The organism is Alcanivorax sp. MD8A (genome assembly GCF_002888555.1).
Taxonomy (GTDB): Bacteria; Pseudomonadota; Gammaproteobacteria; order Pseudomonadales; family Alcanivoracaceae; genus Alcanivorax.
This window is the reverse complement of the sequence record NZ_AQOQ01000011.1, coordinates 21,576-39,722: the sequence shown is the minus strand read 5'-3', so window position 1 is coordinate 39,722 and position 18,147 is coordinate 21,576. Positions and strand designations below refer to the sequence as shown.

The 18,147-nt window shown below is 59.0% G+C and carries 15 protein-coding genes and 1 tRNA gene; 8 read left to right on the top strand and 8 right to left on the bottom strand.

The window, feature by feature from the left end:
* Positions 1-138: 138 nt before the first annotated feature.
* The 5 genes from A15D_RS07630 to umuC all read left to right on the top strand — a co-directional run bounded on the left by A15D_RS07630 (position 139) and on the right by umuC (position 6,131).
* Positions 139-1,599, top strand: a complete 1,461-nt coding sequence (locus A15D_RS07630) for a DUF3336 domain-containing protein (protein WP_102791437.1) — start codon at positions 139-141, stop codon at positions 1,597-1,599.
* A gap of 48 nt (positions 1,600-1,647) precedes the next feature.
* Complete coding sequence (locus A15D_RS07625; protein ID WP_102791436.1) at positions 1,648-3,894, top strand: ATP-binding protein; 2,247 nt, start codon at positions 1,648-1,650, stop codon at positions 3,892-3,894.
* A gap of 137 nt (positions 3,895-4,031) precedes the next feature.
* Positions 4,032-4,325, top strand: a complete 294-nt coding sequence (locus A15D_RS07620; RefSeq protein WP_102791435.1) for a hypothetical protein — start codon at positions 4,032-4,034, stop codon at positions 4,323-4,325.
* A 107-nt stretch (positions 4,326-4,432) separates the two neighbouring features.
* Positions 4,433-4,864, top strand: coding sequence for a translesion error-prone DNA polymerase V autoproteolytic subunit (umuD, locus tag A15D_RS07615; RefSeq protein ID WP_102791434.1), 432 nt, complete (start codon positions 4,433-4,435; stop codon positions 4,862-4,864).
* A gap of 1 nt (position 4,865) precedes the next feature.
* Positions 4,866-6,131 carry a translesion error-prone DNA polymerase V subunit UmuC gene (gene umuC, locus A15D_RS07610; RefSeq protein ID WP_102791433.1) on the top strand — a complete coding sequence of 422 codons (1,266 nt, stop codon included), beginning with the start codon at positions 4,866-4,868 and terminating at the stop codon, positions 6,129-6,131.
* 68 nt (positions 6,132-6,199) lie between these two features.
* On the opposite strand, the gene A15D_RS07605 is transcribed toward umuC, so the two are convergent.
* A tRNA-Gly gene (locus A15D_RS07605) sits at positions 6,200-6,273 on the bottom strand.
* 144 nt (positions 6,274-6,417) lie between these two features.
* Here A15D_RS07605 and A15D_RS07600 point away from each other — a divergent pair.
* The gene (locus tag A15D_RS07600) at positions 6,418-7,398 is read left to right on the top strand and encodes an NAD-dependent epimerase/dehydratase family protein (RefSeq protein WP_102791432.1); all 981 of its coding nucleotides are present in this window, start codon (positions 6,418-6,420) and stop codon (positions 7,396-7,398) included.
* A 22-nt stretch (positions 7,399-7,420) separates the two neighbouring features.
* Here A15D_RS07600 and A15D_RS07595 read toward each other — a convergent pair whose 3' ends face one another.
* Positions 7,421-8,395, bottom strand: a complete 975-nt coding sequence (locus A15D_RS07595) for a methyltransferase (protein ID WP_233192148.1) — start codon at positions 8,393-8,395, stop codon at positions 7,421-7,423.
* Between the two features lie 155 nt (positions 8,396-8,550).
* On the opposite strand from A15D_RS07595, the gene A15D_RS07590 reads away from it, so the two are divergent.
* The gene (locus A15D_RS07590) at positions 8,551-10,488 is read left to right on the top strand and encodes a transglycosylase SLT domain-containing protein (protein ID WP_102791431.1); all 1,938 of its coding nucleotides are present in this window, start codon (positions 8,551-8,553) and stop codon (positions 10,486-10,488) included.
* 60 nt (positions 10,489-10,548) lie between these two features.
* Here the strand turns inward: A15D_RS07590 and A15D_RS07585 are convergent, their stop codons facing one another.
* On the bottom strand, positions 10,549-11,301 hold the full coding sequence (locus A15D_RS07585) for a hypothetical protein (RefSeq protein WP_102791430.1): 753 nt from the start codon (positions 11,299-11,301) through the stop codon (positions 10,549-10,551).
* Positions 11,302-11,304: 3 nt separating this feature from the next.
* Positions 11,305-14,232: a DUF748 domain-containing protein gene (locus tag A15D_RS07580; RefSeq protein ID WP_102791429.1), complete on the bottom strand. Its 2,928-nt coding sequence runs from the start codon at positions 14,230-14,232 to the stop codon at positions 11,305-11,307.
* A gap of 130 nt (positions 14,233-14,362) precedes the next feature.
* On the opposite strand from A15D_RS07580, the gene A15D_RS07575 reads away from it, so the two are divergent.
* Complete coding sequence (locus tag A15D_RS07575; RefSeq protein WP_102791428.1) at positions 14,363-14,830, top strand: hotdog fold domain-containing protein; 468 nt, start codon at positions 14,363-14,365, stop codon at positions 14,828-14,830.
* A gap of 68 nt (positions 14,831-14,898) precedes the next feature.
* On the opposite strand, the gene A15D_RS07570 is transcribed toward A15D_RS07575, so the two are convergent.
* The 4 genes from A15D_RS07570 to A15D_RS07555 all read right to left on the bottom strand — a co-directional run bounded on the left by A15D_RS07570 (position 14,899) and on the right by A15D_RS07555 (position 18,077).
* Complete coding sequence (locus A15D_RS07570) at positions 14,899-15,528, bottom strand: alpha/beta family hydrolase (RefSeq protein ID WP_102791427.1); 630 nt, start codon at positions 15,526-15,528, stop codon at positions 14,899-14,901.
* Positions 15,525-16,148, bottom strand: a complete 624-nt coding sequence (locus tag A15D_RS07565; protein ID WP_022986235.1) for a TetR/AcrR family transcriptional regulator — start codon at positions 16,146-16,148, stop codon at positions 15,525-15,527. The genes A15D_RS07570 and A15D_RS07565 overlap by 4 nt, the downstream gene beginning before the upstream one ends.
* Positions 16,145-16,906: an SDR family oxidoreductase gene (locus A15D_RS07560; protein WP_102791426.1), complete on the bottom strand. Its 762-nt coding sequence runs from the start codon at positions 16,904-16,906 to the stop codon at positions 16,145-16,147. Before A15D_RS07560 ends, A15D_RS07565 begins: the two co-directional genes overlap by 4 nt.
* A gap of 106 nt (positions 16,907-17,012) precedes the next feature.
* Positions 17,013-18,077, bottom strand: coding sequence for a PA0069 family radical SAM protein (locus A15D_RS07555; protein WP_102791425.1), 1,065 nt, complete (start codon positions 18,075-18,077; stop codon positions 17,013-17,015).
* Between the last annotated feature and the right edge of the window lie 70 nt (positions 18,078-18,147).

The window sequence follows — 18,147 nt, the reverse complement described above, 5'->3', positions numbered from 1 at the left end:
GTACGCAAATTCACACATAATCCTCACGGCCGAATACCCAACATCGGCCTTTTGTCTGACAAAACCTTCATTCTCACCGCTCCCCATGGCTATACTGACATCAGACAATGACAACAAATATCCGCGGAGAGAGCCGGCATGAAAGGCACACTCAAGCAGCTGGAGCGCGCCATTGAGCACGCCCAGACCTATGAAGAATGGTACGAGGCCAGCCAGGAACACGACCGCCTGTCCGGCGCTGACGAGTGGAAGGAAATCGACCGCTCCGCCCACTACGACTACGAACTGATCCGCAACCGGCTGTGGCAAATCCGTCAGGCCCGGGAGCGCAACGACGTCAACAAGCTGGTCTTCCACCTCCATGAAGGCCTGCACGGCAACCTTGGCAATATTTCCAACCCAAAGCTGTATCAGCACAGCCGGGTCGGCACCAAACGCCTGATCGAAAACTACCTCACCGAAGTCACCACCGCTCTCAACTACCTGTGCGACAGTAACTTCAAGGAATTCGGTCTCAAGGAAAAACTCGATTTCTTCGAAACCACCGGTCAGGCCTTTGGCCAGAGCTGTCTGATGCTATCCGGTGGCGCCGCCCTGGGGCTGTTCCACATCGGGGTCGCCCGCTGTTTGTGGGAGCAGGGCTTGCTGCCCTCGGTCATCTCCGGCTCCAGTGCCGGCAGTATCATTGCGTCCGTGGTCGGCACCCATAACGACGAACAGCTGAAAACCAAGCTCGAACCGGAAAACATCTATCTGGAAGCCTTCAAGGTGATCGGCTGGAAAGGCTTGCTGCGCGGCACCCCGGTGCTGGATGGCGATCACCTGGAAGGTTGTCTTGAAGAAAACATCTTCGATATGACCTTCGAAGAGGCCTACCGCCACACCGGCCGTGAAATCAACATCACCGTCAGCCCCTACGATCGCAACCAGCACGCCCGCCTGCTCAACTGGCGTACTTCACCCAATGTGTTGATTCGCAAAGCGTCGCTGGCGTCCTGCGCCATCCCCGGTATCTACCCACCCGTTTCCCTGTGGGCCAAGAATATCGACGGTGAGCGTGTTCCCTATATTCCGGGGCGGAAGTTTGTTGATGGCTCCATCGTTGACGATCTGCCCATCCAGCGACTGGCACGCCTGTATGGAGTGAACCATTCCATTGTCAGCCAGACGAATCCTCACGTTGTGCCCTTCCTGTCACGTAACGAGCACGCAGAGAGCACCCTGCGCATGGTCGGTGACTGGGCACTCAAAAACGTCTCCATGAATGTTCGCTATGGACTGGATGTGGTGCAGAAGCGGGTCGCCTCCAACGACCTGGGCCTGATTATCGACAAAGCCAGAAGCATGGTCGGCCAGAAATACATGGGCGACATCAACATGATTCCGCCCCGCCAGCCGCTCAATGCATTGAAAGTGCTGAGCAACGCGACCCTGGAAGACGTGCGAACCTTCATTCGCCGCGGTGAAAAAGCCACCTGGCCCAAAGTGGACATGGTTGCCAACACCACCACCATCAGCCGCACCTTCCGCGACTGTCGTGCTCGCCTGGACCGCATCGAAGAGCGTATGCTTGACCAGGTACCGATGTCTGTCGTGTAGGCCTGCCTGACCCCGCGCAGCGTCGGAAGGGTTTCAGGGAGAGAACGTTTGCGCGGTTTGCTAACCCCTTTTTCCAGGCATAACCCGCTGGCCTTACGGTTGGCGGGGGCCATCCTGTTGGTCAGCCTGCTGGTCATGCTGATCAGCATCGCGCTCTTTGTGGTACGCGAATATCACCAGGGCACCCAGCGGCTGGAACAGAATCTCGCCCAGATCGAACTCACCACGCTGCCCGGTCTGTCCCGCTCACTGTGGAACTTCGATGAAGAGCAGCTGCGTGTGCAGCTCAATGCCCTGGTCAGCCTGCCCGATGTGGAATATGCCGTGATCCGCTGGCAGGACTGGAACGGCGGCAGCAAAATGCTCAGCGCCAGTGACAGTGCCGCCCACCTTCCGCAGGAACCGCACCGTTTTGCCCTGACCTATCAACGGCGCAGTGGTGAAATTGAGCCCCTTGGCACACTGGAGCTGGGTATTTCCCAGCACAGTCTCTACCAACAGCTAGGTCAGCAGACCATCTTCCTGGTGATCTTTCTGGCCATGCAGGCGCTGATCAGCGCCGTGCTCATTATCATCCTGTTACGCCAGTTACTAACCCGTCGTCTGGGAAAACTGGCCGATGCCACCCGGCAACTGACCCTGTCTTCCCTGCATCACCCCATTCCGCGCCAAACCGAGCCCGGCAACGACGAACTGGACAATATTGCCGCTGCGCTTGAGACCATGCGGCTGAGATTACTGGAAGACATCCAGGCACGACAGAGCGCCGACCAGGCACTCCTGAAAGAGCGGGAATTGCGGCTGGATAATGAAGAGCGACGCATTCGGGCTGAAAGCGCCAACGATGCCAAGAACACTTTCATGGCGACCATGAGCCACGAAATCCGTACGCCCCTCAACGGCATCATCGGCCTGCTGGACCTGCTCCAAGGCTCTCCCCTGAACCCCCGCCAGGCGCATTATCTGAAGCTGATGCAGCAATCCAGCGAAAACCTGCTGGCCATCATCAACGATATTCTCGATTTCTCGAAGATTGAGGCGGGAGAACTGAAGCTGGAGCATCGACCGGTCAATCTGGTCGGCCTCATTGAGGACACCCTGTGTGCCTACGCCGGGCAAGCCGAAAAGAAGCACTTGTTGCTGGCCTGTGAGTTACTGCTCAAAGACCACCAAATCATTATGGGGGACGAGATCCGGCTACGTCAGATCCTCATGAACCTGATCAGCAATGCCATCAAGTTCACCGAGCAGGGGCACATCATTGTCCGGGCGCTGGATCATCCCCAGGGGGTGCGCATTGAGATCGAAGACACCGGTATCGGTATCAGTGCACAACAACAGGCCGGCATCTTCGACGCCTTCGCCCAGGCGGATCAGAGTACCGCGCGCCGTTTCGGCGGCACCGGACTGGGCCTGAGCGTTTGCCGCTCACTGAGCGAGATCATGCAGGGAACCCTGTCCGTCGACAGTATTCCGGGTAAAGGCAGCACCTTTTCCCTGCAGCTGCCCCTGACCCCCGCCCCCGATCAACCCACTCTGCCGGACCTGGGCGGTTCCCCCCAGCTGGTCATCAGTGAACAGGATGCCCTGCAGCAGCCCCTGACTCGCATGCTGAATCTGGCCAATGGCCGCCCGTTACGTGGAGCGTCGTTGGCTATGCTCGACAGCGCGCCGGCATCCGCCATTGCCCTCATCGATATCAACCTGCTTCATGGCCAGACCTGCACCGAGGCCACTCCTTCAGGCTGGCAGGACAGAGCGATTTTTATCTGCCATGAAGACATGGATTCCCCCCCGCTGCACTACCTTCGCCTACCGGTCACCCGCACAGCCTTGTACCGGTTACTGGCCCATGAGGCCCAACCAGGACAAGACACCCGTGCGCCTGCAACCTCCCCGGCCCTGCCCCCCCTCCGTGTGCTGGTGGCCGAGGATAACCCGGTGAATCGCTCCGTGCTGCAAGCCCTGCTGAGGTCCCTGTCCCTGCCGGAGGCCACCATCTGTGACGACGGGCAGGCTGCGCTGGAGGCCTACCAGCAACAGCGTGGCCAGTTTGATGTCATCTTTATGGATGTGGAAATGCCGGGACTGGACGGCCCCGATGCCACCCGGGCCATTCGCCAGTATGAACAGCAAGCCGGGCTTCCGCCCTGCCCCGTCATTGCCCTGACCGCCCACACTCTGAACAGCGATGCCCGCCTGGTTCGCGAAGCCGGGATCAACCAGGTCCTCAATAAGCCCCTACGCCGCCACACCCTCATCCAGTGCCTGCAGCAGCTCTCCGCGCAGCGCTGACGCTACCCATTTACCAAGAACCCGAACCCCGTCACAAACTACTGACAATTCGGCAAACAAAACCGACCGACCCTGTGCAACTTCTCCCCTATCGTAAGGTCATATCGGCAGATGGCCTTGACGCGATTGAGGGCAACATGAATACAGACACCACCCAGAACTGGCTCCCGGACTTCCTTGATGAAGTCGGCCTTCCCCAACATGCGGTTTTCCGTGGCTACGTCCTGTACAACGATGAGCAGGAGCGCTTTCTGGCCATCAACACCCTCAACCCTAGCTGCGCCCGCAGCCATTACGTGCAAAGTTGTGCCTGGGCCCACCGCTATCCGGTGATCCGCATGGCCAGCGATGCCCTGCGCAGCCACGACGCAATGCTGGAAGTTCGTGCCCTGTTCGAGCTGGGGCGTCGCTATCTGACCATCCCGGTCTAGCAGGCTGTTGAGAAGCTCTTCTCCTCACTCATTACAAGACTCTTGATTGCCTCTGGGCCTTTTCGGATATACTGATCATAAGAACAGTATATCCGGAGCGCCCCACCATGCCTGTCTCTCTTCTTTCTCCCGCCCACGAGATGCCACCACTCGAGCGTCCCCTGTATGCCTCTCGCATCCCGGCTGGCTTTCCCTCTCCTGCCCAGGATCATATTGAACAGCGGCTGGATCTGAACACCTTGTGCATCGAACACCCCAATGCCACTTTCTTTGCCCGTGCCAGCGGCGATTCCATGCTCGGGGCGAGCATTTCTTCCGGCGACATACTGGTCATCGACCGGGCACTGGAGGCCCGCCACGGGGATATTGTCGTCGCAGCCCTGGATGGCGAATTCACCGTCAAGGAGCTGTGCCTGCACCCCACCCCCTGCCTGAAAGCCCACAACCCGGCCTATCCTCCCCTGATGCTGGATGACAACAGTCAGCTCGATCTCTTTGGCGTGGTCACTTTTGTCATCCACCAGACCCGGCGCAAGTGATATGTACGCCCTGGTAGACTGCAATAACTTCTATGCCTCCTGCGAAACCCTGTTCCGGCCGGATCTGCGCGGCAAACCGGTGGTGGTTCTGTCCAACAACGATGGCTGTGTCGTCGCTCGCTCCGCAGAAGCCAAACGCCTCGGCATTCGTATGGGCATTCCGGCATTCAAAATTCGCCATGCCGTGCAACAACACGGCATCACCGTGTTTTCTTCCAACTACGCCTTGTACGCAGACATGTCTGCACGGGTCATGGCCACCCTTGAACAACTGGCCCCCGCCGTGGAGGTGTATTCCATTGATGAGGCCTTTCTGGAACTGAGCGGCATCCCCCTGCCACAACTGCAACCGCTCGGCGAACGGATCCGTCACACCATTGGTCGCCATCAGGGATTGAGCGTCTGCGTGGGAATTGCCCCCACCAAAACCCTGGCCAAACTGGCCAACCATGCAGCCAAACAATGGCCCGCCACGGGCGGCGTGGTCGTGCTAAACGAGCCGATACGGCAACAGAAACTGATGCAGCGGGTGCCGGTAACCGACATCTGGGGAGTGGGACGACGGCTCGGAAAACGCCTTGCGGAACAGGGTATTCACACCGCCCTGGACCTGGCCCGGTGCCAGCCTGAGCAGATACAGAAACAGTTCAGTGTTGTACTGGCACGCACCGTGCGAGAACTCAACGGCAATGCCTGTCTGTCACTGGAGAGCATCCCGGCGCCACGTCAACAGATCATCTGCTCGCGCTCATTCGGGGAACGGGTCACCGACAAGACCATCATGCAGCACGCCATCACGACCCACGCCTGGCGTGCCGGTGAAAAACTGCGCGGCCAGAACAGCCTGGCCTCCCAGCTCAGCCTCTTTATCCAAACCAGCCCCTTTACCCCCGGTGAAGCCCGCTACAGCAACCAGGCAACAGGCCACTTCCCAACCCCCACTGCCGATGCCCGGGACCTGCTGGCCATGGCCCGCAAGTTGCTGGACGGCATCTGGCAAGACGGTTACCGCTATGCCAAGGCCGGCATCCTGATACACGATATTGCCGCCCCCGGTTGCCAGCAGAACAGCTTGCTGGACCCACCCGCCCGCGCCCGAACCGACACCCTGATGGCCACACTCGACAACATCAATCAGCAAGGGATCGGCAAGGTATGGCTGGCCGCCCAGGGTATGGAAGCACACAGACCAGAATGGGGAATGAAGCAGCAGCAGCTCTCCCCTGCCTACACCACACGATGGCAGGAGCTGATGTCCGCCCTGTAGAGATGGCTTTCGGGAAAGGCTGCCGTCGATCTTTGACAGCAGCACAAGCAGGCGGATGCAAAAGAAAGTGGAGCGGGTGAAGAGAATCGAACTCTCGTATGCAGCTTGGGAAGCTGCCGTTCTACCATTGAACTACACCCGCCGAGAGAAACGGGAATATAGTCAAAAGGCCGCCAGTTGGCCAGTCCTTCCTCGTAGTTTTCGTCACACTTGGGCGCAAAGGCGGTACACTTTTCGTCAACGGCGTTTAGCCATCTCAACGATGGCCACTAATAAGGAGAAACACATGCCAGTCGCGTTTGTCAGCGGAGCCAGGGGATTTCTGGGTGGGCATATCGTAGAACAGCTACTCGACAACGGCTGGGACGTCACGGCCGTTATCCGGCCTCGCAGCGATGCATCCGCGCTTCAGGCCAGGGGCGTATCGGTCGTCCAGGCGCCACTGGATAATGCCACCGAACTGGCGTTGGTGATGCCGCCAGCCCCTGATGCGGTCTTCCATGTGGCGGGCAATACCAGCCTGTGGCGCCGGGGTAACGCACAGCAGTACCGTGACAATGTGATGGGCACCCGAGCCATGGTGAGCGCCGCGCTAAAAAATGTGGCGGGGCGTTTTATCCACACCTCGTCCATTTCTGCCTGGGGTATCCAGGACAGTCCCATCAACGAGGAAACACCGTCCAACGCGGCCAGCGACTGGATCAGCTATAACCGCACCAAGTTTCTCGCCGAACAGGAAGTGGAAAACGGTATCAAGCAGGGATTGGATGCCGTGATCCTGAACCCCTGCGGAATCATCGGCGCCGGCGACACCCACAACTGGTCACAGATGATCAAACTGATCAACGATGGCAAGCTGCCAGGCGTGCCGCCGGGGGGCGGCAACTTCTGCGCCGTCGAGGAAGTCGCCCGCGCGCATCTGGCGGCACAGGAAAGGGGAGCCTGCGGCGAGCGCTATATCCTTGCCGGGGTAGAGGCGAGTTTTCTGGAGCTGGTACAGACCATCGCCGGCCGGCTTGGCCGCAAAGCGCCATCCAGAACCGTGCCGCCTGCCGTCCTGCGACTGGCCGGGCAGCTTTACCCGATTGCCAGCCTGTTTACCGGCAACGAGCCACGACTGACACCCGAGAAGGTCGCGCTGGTGACCAGCCGTGTACATGCCGACGGCAGCAAGGCAGTGCGGGAGCTGGGGTTCAATGATCAGGTCCCACTGGCCACCATGGTCGAGAATTGCATCACCTGGATGGCCACAGAGAAAATGCTTTAATGCTGTGACGGGATGACGCTGATCAGACAGCCCGATACACCCGAAAACGGTTGGTTTCCGCTGCCACCTGAACATGCCCGAAGGCATCATCGAGCCATTGGGCATAGGGCAACTCACGATTGGCCACCAACCAGATCTCACCGCCCTCTCGCAGGTGTCTGGGGGCGTCGGCAATCAATCGGCGGGTAATGTCCGTGGTTCGCTGACGTCGGTCGTGAAACGGCGGGTTGGTGACAATCATGTCCACACGACCGGATACCGGTGAAAACAAGTCTCCCCCCATGACCCGACCCTGAAGGTCATTTTTCTCAAGGCTCGCCTGGCATGCCGCTACCGCAGTGGCACTCACATCCACGGCCTGAACCTGCCAGCCTTGCCGCGCCAGGGAAATCGACAGCACACCGGCGCCACAGCCCATATCAATGACTTTGCCGGGGGAAGGCAAACGATGACCCGCCATGGCATCCAACAAGAGCTGGGACCCTTCATCCAAACGGCCATGGCTGAAGACCCCGGGGTAACTCACCGCCGTCAACTCCCCCACGGCAATACTCTGCCCCCAGGCCTCCAGAGTTTGGCTGGCACCGGGCTGTAGCATGCCACGGTACAGTTTGCAGTGCCGCGCACTATCCACCAGCTCGACCTCATCCACATGGGCTTCAAGGTGCTTGAGCGCCCCGCGAATGCCGCCTTTGGCGGGTCCAATCAGCCACAACTCCACCGGTTTACCCAGCGCACCGGCTAACCCATTGAGCAAGAAACGCAGTCGGTCGATGGATTTGGGCAATGGCAACACCAGCAAATCCACTTCATCGGCCACCGAAGGCAGTGGCGACCACTGATGGGCGCCGATGGTAAAGTCATCCGCATGCACGTGAATTTGCGCATCGATATTCAACCCGGTCAACGCAGGATCATTGGCCTCCACCACAAGCACCTGACGGCCTGCCAAAGCCTCATCCTGCCGAACTAACAACTGGGTAGTGTTTTCCATCATTCGTGCGCCAACATTGCCAATAAAAACGGGCTGCAGTATAGCGCATACTCCCTGTGAGACCGCAGCCACTGCCCGCGAAAGTTTTACACAATCTCTCCCCTCTGCCCCCCCGGTTTGCGTAGAATCAGAATCATTCTGACGATGTGGAGACCCTCATGGTTGGCACTGCGCCCTTCACCCGCGCTGTAGTACTGCTGGCCTGCAACCTGATTTCTTCGTTGGTTTTTGCCGCCACGGACAGCGGCAACTTCCGCCAGGCACTGGATGCAGCGCGACATGACGACTGGGAGACCCTCTCCCGAATGGAAAAGCAGCTGGGGGACGAACACCCACTGCAGGCCTATCTGGATTTTCATCGCCTGCGCGCTGCGCTACCAAACCTGAATCCCCAGCGGATCAATGACTACGTCCGGGATTACCCCGACTCACCGCTCCCTACGGATATTCGACAGCTGGCTCTGGTGGCCTATGGCAAGGCCGAGCGCTGGGACGATGTGCTCGCCATCTGGCAACAGCCACCGTCTGCCACCAGCCTGAAATGCTATTACTATCGCGCCAAAGTGGCTCAGGGTGATACCCAGGCCTTGCAGAGTGCCCGGGACATCTGGGCCCATGGCCGCTCGCTGCCCGATGCCTGCGACCCGCTGTTCGAGGCTGCCCAGAAGAAAGCGATCATCGATGACACCGCGATCTGGGAGCGCCAGCAACTGGCATTTGAAGCGGGCCAGTACAGCCTGATGCGCTACCTGGACCGCAAGCTGGATGGCAGTGCCTATGAGGATGCCAGCCGCCGACTGAAAACACTGTACCGCTCACCGGAGCAGCTGCAGTCACTACCGCACTCACTGCCCCCCACCCAGCGTCAGGCACTATTGCAGGCTGGTGTTTATCGCTGGATCCAGACGGATACGGTCGCCGCCCGCCAGTGGTACGAAAAGCACGCAAAGAAAGACATTCCCGATGTGGACGCGCGAGAAACACTCGCCCGGCGCCTTGCCTGGTACTCCACTATTCGCGGCATTGAAGAAAACCGGCCATGGCTGGACCAATGGCTGGATCAGCATGCCGACGCGGAACTGCTGATCCAGCGGACCCGCCGCGCCATCATCGAGCAAGACTGGCCGGGCGTTGAGCATTGGGTGACGCGGATGCCTGAGACAGAACGGCAGGAATCACGCTGGCAATACTGGCTGGCCAAGGCCCAGGAACAAAACGGAGAGCCTGACGCCGCCCGCACCCTGCTGCAGCAAGCCGCCAAAGGCCGGAATTTTTATGCCTTTCTGGCAGCAGACCAATTGGGCGAGCCCTATCAGTTTTCCACTGCCACCTTTGTCCAGGGGGAGGATTTCTCTCCCCCTCCCGCGGCAGCGCGTATCGGCATGCTGCTCGACATGGGGGAAGACCGTGCAGCCCACGAAGAGTGGATGTGGCTGATGTGGCACAGCAATGAGCAGCAGCAACGACAGCTTGCCCAGTATGCCCTTGAACAGCAGTGGTACAGCATGGCCGTGGCCGCGTCTATTCAGGCCAAGGCCTGGGATACTCTCGCCTGGCGTTTCCCGCCGGCCTATCGACAGACATTCGAAAAAGCCGGCCGCGAGAATGATCTGGATCCGTGGCTTGCCATGGCAGTTTCGCGCCGGGAAAGCGCCTTTAATCCACGTGCCCGTTCACCGGTGGGCGCCAGCGGACTGATGCAACTGATGCCTGCCACTGCGCGCAATGTGGCACGGGACAGCGGCCATGCGCGGCCGGATCAGGAAAAGCTGTACGACAAGGACCTCAACATCGCCCTCGGCAGCCATTACCTGGCTGGCCTGTTGGAACAGTTCAATGGCAATCGGCTGTTGGCTCTGGCCGCCTACAATGCTGGCCCGCATCGATTGAACAGCTGGCTGGAAGAAGATGACAAGGCAGTGGCCGCCGATGTCTGGATAGAATCCATTCCGTTCCGGGAAACCCGGGACTACGTAAAAGCGGTGCTCACCTACCGGGCGATCCTGATCGGCTTGCACGATGACAAGCCCCGCAGTGCCCTGCTGTTAACCGAGGCAGAGAGCCAGAGCCTGTATTCCTTGTCACTGCTTGAGTAGTCCGCTCACGCAGTGACAGAGAAGAAACGCGAAAACAGAACAGAAGAAAGCGGCGAGAGATCAGTCCAGTTGCCGGATGTGGTAATCCAGCCGCCTTTTCGCCAGAAAACCGTTCAATTCAGGCGTGCTGGCAATACGTCGACGCAGGTGAATACTGCGCGCGGGCTCACGGGTAAACGCCATCACGGCATTGTGACAATCACTGCAGGACAACCGGAAACGGCTGGCAAAACCATGCTCGGCCAATGGCCAGTCAGCAGCCACCGGGCTATCTCGGTATTCCTGCCAGTCGCCGAAGTTCATCACCAGTGTTCCCGTCGGGGTCAGGTTATCCGCCAGACAGGCAAACCACTCAGGGTCCGCCGCTACGGCACGAGTCACCTGATCATTGCTGGGCGCGAACAGGTCTTCAATGATCAAATCAAAGGGAGGACCATCGTAGGCCTGCAGCCATAACCTGGCATCGGCCAGCCAGGTGTCGACCCCAAACGACTCAATGGCAAATACCTCGCGGGCAACCTCCAGATGCGGCGCATCCAGCTCCACCGCCATCAGAATCTCCGGGTCAATCAAGCGGCGCAACGGGGGAATCAGGGACCCCCCACCCAGTCCCAATACCAGAACACGTCGACACTGGCTGGGCTCATGCAGCAGGGCCGGCAACCAGAGCAAATCCCAGACGCTCCCTGTCAGCAAGCGTCCGGGATGAAACTCGGAATGCTGAATGCCGTTGGCATACAGGCGTAGCGTTTTCCCAGCCTGGCGAACTTCGTAGTGCACACCATCGCGATCCGCACTCCACACCACTGCCATGGGTTATTTTTCCAGGGTCAGGGTCAGGCCAGACACTTCACCGTCCAATCGGGATTCATTGAGATAGACTCGGGCCTGGGCAACCTCGAATTCCTGTACCAGCGCGGCTTTGGCATTCTCTGAACGCAACCGGGCCAACTCCACCAGTTGCTCACGGGTCACCGCCTGCGCTTCCTGGGTCACCATGGCATCCCAGGCCGCACGGGCCAGGATCGCATCGGCGGCCTCTTCCTCTTCGGGCAACGGCGCACTGACCAGCGTCTCAACCTCCTTGTCCGTCTCCGATTCATAGCGGCGAATCAGCTTGCGGCGCAAACGTTTGTCCTGAACCGCAACATCAATACTGGTCCAGTCACTGCCATCAATATCATCACCAACACGTTGCGCCGCCAATGCTGTCCGGTCATCCGCGTTGGTAGTACCGACCAATCCGATATTCAGGTGCGGTTTTTCCACCAGCACCTTGGACAACGCATCCAGAGACGAGAGCGTCTGGGGGCCCACCTCGGCACTGCCCGGTGTGAAGGTGATCTGCTCCAGGTTCTCCCCTCCGGCCAGCCCGGCCAGCACAGAGAATGGGGCCGTGGCAGCCTTGACGATGATATTGGTGAGCACTTTCAGAATCATGCCACTGACACTGAAGCTCGGATCATCAAGATCACCGGACATTTTCACCGGCAGGGTGATTTCACCAGAACGACTGCGCAACACGGACAGGCCCAGCTTGACGGGCGCCTTGACGGCCTCGTCGCTCGGAACTTTCTCGCCCAGATAAAACTGGTCTGCCTGAATATCTGTGACGCTGTCCAGGTGGCGATTCTCAATGGACACTTCCGTGTCCACGCCCAACTGACCTTTTTCTACCTTGTAGCCCAGATAATGGCCCGTAAAGGGGGTCAAGCCCGTCATTTCATAGTTCTTGAGAGACACATTCATATCAGTGAACAAAGGCTCCGGTGACAGGCTGCCCTTGATACTGAACGGCGCATAACGATCGACCTGGGCATTCAGGTCCAGACTCGCCCGGCTGCCTGGACGCGTGCTCAAATTACTGACCACCCCGGAAAGCTGATACAAGCCGATCTTGAAGTTCGGACTCACCGACAGGTCTTCATGGCGTACCTGGCTGCCCACCAGGCGAACGCGCTTGATGCCCACTTGCCAGGGCGCCGACGATTCGCTGCCCTGTGCCCCGGAGGCCGGGCGGGTACCTGCCTCAATGCGCGCAGAAGCATCTCGCCCCTGATTATCAATGCGGTGGAGCATATCCATACCCGTCAGCGCAATCTCGTTGATGCCGACCTGCTGGTTGGCAGTGGACAACGACAGGCCCTTGATTCGGGTCTGGTTCAGTTTGAGCAGCGGGCTACCGTTCTCCAGCAGGTACACCCCGTCCACCGCGACATCCCCTGTCACCGTGATATCCGGTGATTCCCCTTCCACCACAGTGTTCAATTCAAGACCCAGTGACCCCGCCGCCAGCCGCAGCGGCATCTCCCGCTCCAGCCACGGCGACAACGGCGCCAGCGGAAGCGCCGTGAGGGAAGCCGACGTATTGATGGACAATGGGGCGAGCTGGCCTTTCCCGGTGTGACTCAACTTGCCTTCACCCAGCACAGTGGCCGCCCCTTCCCAACTGAACGGCGATTCTTCTCCGACCACCAGATCCTTGAGCGTAAACACGCCTTCTTCCAGCACCACGGTTTGCGCCGGGTTCAGGGTGCGATCCACAAACTCGAACCGGTTGCCGTCCACTTTCAAGGCATCCAGACGAACCACCCACAGGGTTTCTGCGTCAGCAATCCGTTCTGCCGCCTGCTGGGCTTTTTCCTTGACGACCTGCTTACGCTCTTCAGCCTCATCGGGATCCGGAGGCAGAAACAGCGTCGCCAGATCAAGGCCAGCACTCCCCAGGATGGCCCGAATATGCGGCTGATTGACCAGCACCTCAGGAATGTTCACCGTCTGCGAGAGGGTATCCACCGCAATACCGGACACCTTTACCTGAGGCAGCAACAGGCTTGGGGTCTCCTCCGCAGGGTTCTGAATTGCCAGATCGCGCAGCACCACCTGGCCCTTGCTCACCGTCAATTGAGCATCAGGCTCGGCATTAAAGGCATACTCGGCTTCCACATCGAGCTCGCCCGAAGGCACAGTGAAGCGCACCTGTTCTGCCCCGAGCCTGGCCAGTGAAACCAGGTCTACCCCTTGCACCTGCAACCGGCCATTGGCAACAAAGGGGCTGAATTCGAAATGGCCATTCCAGTCGAACACCCCGCCATCCGGGCCTTCCAGGCGAATGGCATAATCATTCTGGCCCTCGCCCTTCGACACCGTCGAGAAATTGCTGACGGTAAATGCCACGGGCAAAGCCAGTTGATGCGGCTCCTTGCCGGTGGCCTCGGTATAGCGCAGGTCACCATTGGTGAGCGTCATGGTGGCAATAGCCAGGCTAGGCAACCCGCCCTCTTCCTCATCGCTCCCCACCGGCTCAGGCTCTGCCGGGTCCTCGGCAAACTGCGCCTGGGCGTGAGCGATCACATCATCGAAATTGAAAACGGATTCGGGATTCCGCTGGGCCCGTAACGTCAGACCATCTACGCTGATCTCGTCGAAGTACCAGGTCCAGCGGAACAGGGAAGAGAGCTGAAAATTCACATACAGACGATCAAAACCGGCCAGCACCTCAGTCTGCTGATCCGCAATGGCAAAGCCATCGATCTCTGCACTGAGTACCAGAGGGTTAAAACGCACTTCGGAAATGGTGACGTCGCGCCCCGTCAGGTCAGCCAGCGCCTGTCGGGCGTTATCCTTGACCAGCCCCGGCACCACAAAGAAACCCACCAAGGTATACAGCACGAACAACAACGCCAGAATCACCAGTGTTTTGCCCTTCCAGCTGGCGCTTTTCCAAGATTGCGTGACCTTCACTTCCCCACCCCTTGTACTGATTCTGATCCTGACGCCATGGTAGCAGTTGAGCGTGACAATGGCGCGCTAAACCCATTGCAGCCCCTCCCTTGGCGTGGACAATGACGGCAATATCTACGGGAGAACCGTCATGAGTGACAACTACTTGCTCAACCTTTATGAAAAAACACTGAAACTGCCTGCCGGTCGCAAGCTGTTTTCCATGGTGTTCAGCCGCAAGGCCCCCTATTTTGCCACCATCACTCCGGTCATCACGGAATTGCGCCCCAACTTCTGCGAAGTGAAATTCAAAAAACGCAAAGGGGTGGAGAACCACATCCAGACAGTCCATGTGATCGCCATTTGTAATGCCCTCGAGTGCGCCATGGGGGCCATGGCGGAATCGTCGATTCCCAAGCACCTGCGCTGGATCCCCAAAGGCATGAACGTGAATTACACCGCCAAGGCCAGCAGCAACATCACCGCCACTGCCGAGGTAAAACCGGAAGACTGGAAGCCGGGTGACCTGCCTGTCACCGTCAAGGCCATGCGTGACGACGGCACGGTGGTCGTAGAAGGCACCATTAACCTGTGGGTCAGTGAAAAACCGGCCAAGTGATTCATCGCTGCGGAAATTGGCACTTGCCAATTTCCGCAACCGACCTGTCACTGGGTCGACACCGCAACTTACGCTTCGCTTTCGCGCTGCATAAACGCCAACACCCTACTCGCCGCTTCCTCTATTAGCTGCTGCTGCGTCCTGCCGCTGCGCTTGAGCGGTTTAAAGTCATGGTCTCCACCCTCCAGCCACTGAACACGGATCCCTTCATCCAGCGAATACCCTTTCACCTCCTCCGGCTTGCCAAAAGGGTCACGTTCTCCCTGACAAATCAGCATCGGCACCGCGAGTGATGCCAGGTGTTCCGTTCGGGTGTTTTCGGGTTTGCCGGGAGGATGAAACGGGTAGCCAAACGCGACGACACCATCGATCTCGCTCGCGCCCTCCGCTGCCAGCATTGATGCCATCCGGCCGCCCATGGATTTCCCACCTACCCACAAGGGCAGGCCTGACCGCTCAACGCTGGCCACTTGCCTGGCAAAGGCCTCCAGCAGTTGGGGGGCGCGATTCGGGGGAAACTTGCGCTGTTCCTCGCGTCTGCGCTGCATATAGGGGAATTCAAAGCGCACCACCTGAATTCCCCGGTCAGCCAACGCCGCTGCCAGCGATTCCATAAACGGGCTGTCCATGGGAGCCCCTGCGCCGTGAGCCAACAACAGGGTAGCCACGGGGTTTTTGGCGGAACTGATTAGTGTCATAGCGCGTCTTCGAGTGCTTTCAGATGGGCTTGCAAGGCTAGCCTGAAATCCACCTGGAACAGATCAAGGGGAGGTTGTTTGATAACGTCCGCCACCACGGGCGCAGGGTGACTCAGGGCCCAGCAACCGATAAGCGCCTGCTGGACCTGCAGCAGATAAGTGCCGGCCTTGTCGACAGGTAACCCGAAGTGATCCGACAACCGCTGGGCTAAAATCGTGAAATGTTGCAGTAACGACGCTTTAAACCGGCGCGCCTGATCCGCATCCAGGTTTTGCTCCAGCACACTGTGAAGAATTGCCGTCAGCCGACAGAACAGGGGTCTGCTCAGCAATAGCTCGCTGAGGCGTTCCCACATGGGGCCCGCCTGCCCCTCCGGCAATGGCACTGCCACCATGTCTTCCAGTTCACCGAGGTACAGCGCCAGAAACAGGGCTTCCTTGGAGGGGTAATACCGATAGAGCGCAGCCTTGGTGACACCGGCCTGACGTGCGATATCGACCAGACTGATGGTCTCGAATCGTTGTCGTGAAAAATATCCCGCCGCAGCATCAAGTATCTGCGCACGCCGCAGGGCCTTCTGCTCTGGCGAGCGGGCTCGCTGGAAGCGGCACTGATTCATCGCTGCAACAGACCAGCCAGCTTGCGCGTCACTGCCCGTGGCGACACCTTGCCCAGCCAGACGGTGATCAGGTTTTTCCAACCGGGGATAACAATGGCTTTGCGTCTTCCGGCTAACGCCTTGCTGACCACTGCTTGCGGGGTCATGGTTCCTGCCTTGAATAGCAGGGTATTGGTCATATTCGCTTCGCTGGCGAATTCAGAATCCGTGGCGCCCGGACACAAGGCACTGACCGCAACGCCCTCTCCCTTGAGCTCTTCATGCAGGGCTTCACTGAAGGAAAGCACAAACGCCTTGCTGGCATAGTAGACCGCCATATTGGGCCCGGCCTGAAAGGCCGCGGTAGACGCCACATTGATGACAAAGCTGTTAGGCCGGGACTTGAGAGCCGGCAGCAGCCGCCAGGTCAGATCCACCAAGGCCGTGACGTTCACCTGAATCATATCCAGCTGCCGCTGAAGTGATAACGCCTGAAAACCCCCGCGGTCGCCAAAACCGGCATTATTGATCAACCCGCCAAGGGTAATACCCCGCGTGTCCAGCTCACTCACCAGTGCCTGCGCCGCGCCGGCCACTGCCAGATCTGAAGCAATACAGGCAACCTCGATGTTATGACGCGCCTTCAGCTCACTGGCCAGGGCCTCCAATCGATCCAGACGCCGTGCCACCAGGACAAGGTGCTGTCCTTCTGCTGCCAACTGACGGGCAAATTCTTCTCCGATCCCGGCGCTGGCACCGGTAACCAAAACAGCATGCATGCGACTCTCCCGAATAGACTGTCGTGGGGCAGCATGTCGACGAGTCCACCACCCCAATAAGTAACCTTGGGTAACTAATCTACCACGACAGCCCATTCAGCCCCTGTCACCGTGGGCCAATCACCGCGCTTTGAGCATCCCAGAGTGCCAATTGACCGTGGGGGCCCGGCGCTACGAAACCGCTAGTGTCCAGCGCCAGAGTCTCTCGCCCCTGTAGTCCAGCCGCACGACAGGCGGTGTCAAAGCGCTGGCGCAGCAGGTGTGACCAGGCACCCTGCCCCGACTGCCGCTGATGCCAGCGGCTGTTGTAGATAGCCCCCCCATGCAAATCACGCATCACAGACATGACCTTCTCTGCCCGGTCCGGGTAGTGCTCCGCCAGCCACTCTTCCCACAAGGGGCCCACCTCATGAGGCAGCCGCAACACCACATAGCCGGCATGCTCTGCCCCCGCCATGGCCACCTGCCCGACAATATCTTCCAGTTCGTGATCGTTGATAAAAGGAATCACCGGCGCCACCAACACACTCACAGGCACACCCGCACGGCTTAACTCGCGAATGACCCGCAGTCGGTCCTTGCCGCCACTGGCACGTGGCTCCAGTTGCGCCTTGAGACGATTATCCAGGGTCGTGACCGACACCGTCACCGAAGCACGTCCAGCCCGTGCCATCGGTGCAATCAGATCCAGATCCCGCAGCACCAGGGTACTCTTGGTAATCAGGCTGAAAGGATGCTGGCTATCCACCAGTACCTGAAGCATCTCCCGTGTCAGTCGTCTCTCACGTTCGGCGGGCTGGTAAGGATCGGTGGCAGTACCCAGAACGACGGGCTGGCATTGATAGCCCGGCTTGCGAAGGCTTTCACGCAACACCTCGGCGGCATTTTCCTTGCAGAAAATTTCGCTTTCGAAATCCTGCCCGGGAGAGAGATCCACATAGGCATGGTTCGGGCGCGCGTAACAATAAATGCAGCCATGTTCACAGCCGCGATAGGGATTGATGCTCTGGGAAAAAGGCAAATCCGGACTGCGGTTGGTCACAATAATACTTTTGGCAATTTCACGGTGGTAGCGGGTGGGCCGATTCTGGGGCGCCTCGTCCAAATCACTGTGACGGCTGGCGAAGCGCCCGGGAATCCGGCTAAGAGTGCCACGGTTGACAGCTGGCATAATCGCCCCCTCAATATACTGACCATATGAACAGTATATTAGCGAGGGGCCGGGCTCAAGTCTGTTGCAC

What these genes read in the sequence shown, in the direction of transcription:
- A15D_RS07630 (WP_102791437.1), top strand. Translation starts at nt 139, where the DNA reads ATGAAAGGCACACTCAAGCAGCTGGAGCGCGCCATTGAGCACGCCCAG.
- A15D_RS07620 (WP_102791435.1), top strand. Translation starts at nt 4,032, where the DNA reads ATGAATACAGACACCACCCAGAACTGGCTCCCGGACTTCCTTGATGAA.
- umuD (WP_102791434.1), top strand. Translation starts at nt 4,433, where the DNA reads ATGCCTGTCTCTCTTCTTTCTCCCGCCCACGAGATGCCACCACTCGAG.
- umuC (WP_102791433.1), top strand. Translation starts at nt 4,866, where the DNA reads ATGTACGCCCTGGTAGACTGCAATAACTTCTATGCCTCCTGCGAAACC.
- A15D_RS07600 (WP_102791432.1), top strand. Translation starts at nt 6,418, where the DNA reads ATGCCAGTCGCGTTTGTCAGCGGAGCCAGGGGATTTCTGGGTGGGCAT.
- A15D_RS07595 (WP_233192148.1), bottom strand. Translation starts at nt 8,395, where the DNA reads ATGATGGAAAACACTACCCAGTTGTTAGTTCGGCAGGATGAGGCTTTG.
- A15D_RS07590 (WP_102791431.1), top strand. Translation starts at nt 8,551, where the DNA reads ATGGTTGGCACTGCGCCCTTCACCCGCGCTGTAGTACTGCTGGCCTGC.
- A15D_RS07585 (WP_102791430.1), bottom strand. Translation starts at nt 11,301, where the DNA reads ATGGCAGTGGTGTGGAGTGCGGATCGCGATGGTGTGCACTACGAAGTT.
- A15D_RS07575 (WP_102791428.1), top strand. Translation starts at nt 14,363, where the DNA reads ATGAGTGACAACTACTTGCTCAACCTTTATGAAAAAACACTGAAACTG.
- A15D_RS07570 (WP_102791427.1), bottom strand. Translation starts at nt 15,528, where the DNA reads ATGACACTAATCAGTTCCGCCAAAAACCCCGTGGCTACCCTGTTGTTG.
- A15D_RS07565 (WP_022986235.1), bottom strand. Translation starts at nt 16,148, where the DNA reads ATGAATCAGTGCCGCTTCCAGCGAGCCCGCTCGCCAGAGCAGAAGGCC.
- A15D_RS07560 (WP_102791426.1), bottom strand. Translation starts at nt 16,906, where the DNA reads ATGCATGCTGTTTTGGTTACCGGTGCCAGCGCCGGGATCGGAGAAGAA.
- A15D_RS07555 (WP_102791425.1), bottom strand. Translation starts at nt 18,077, where the DNA reads ATGCCAGCTGTCAACCGTGGCACTCTTAGCCGGATTCCCGGGCGCTTC.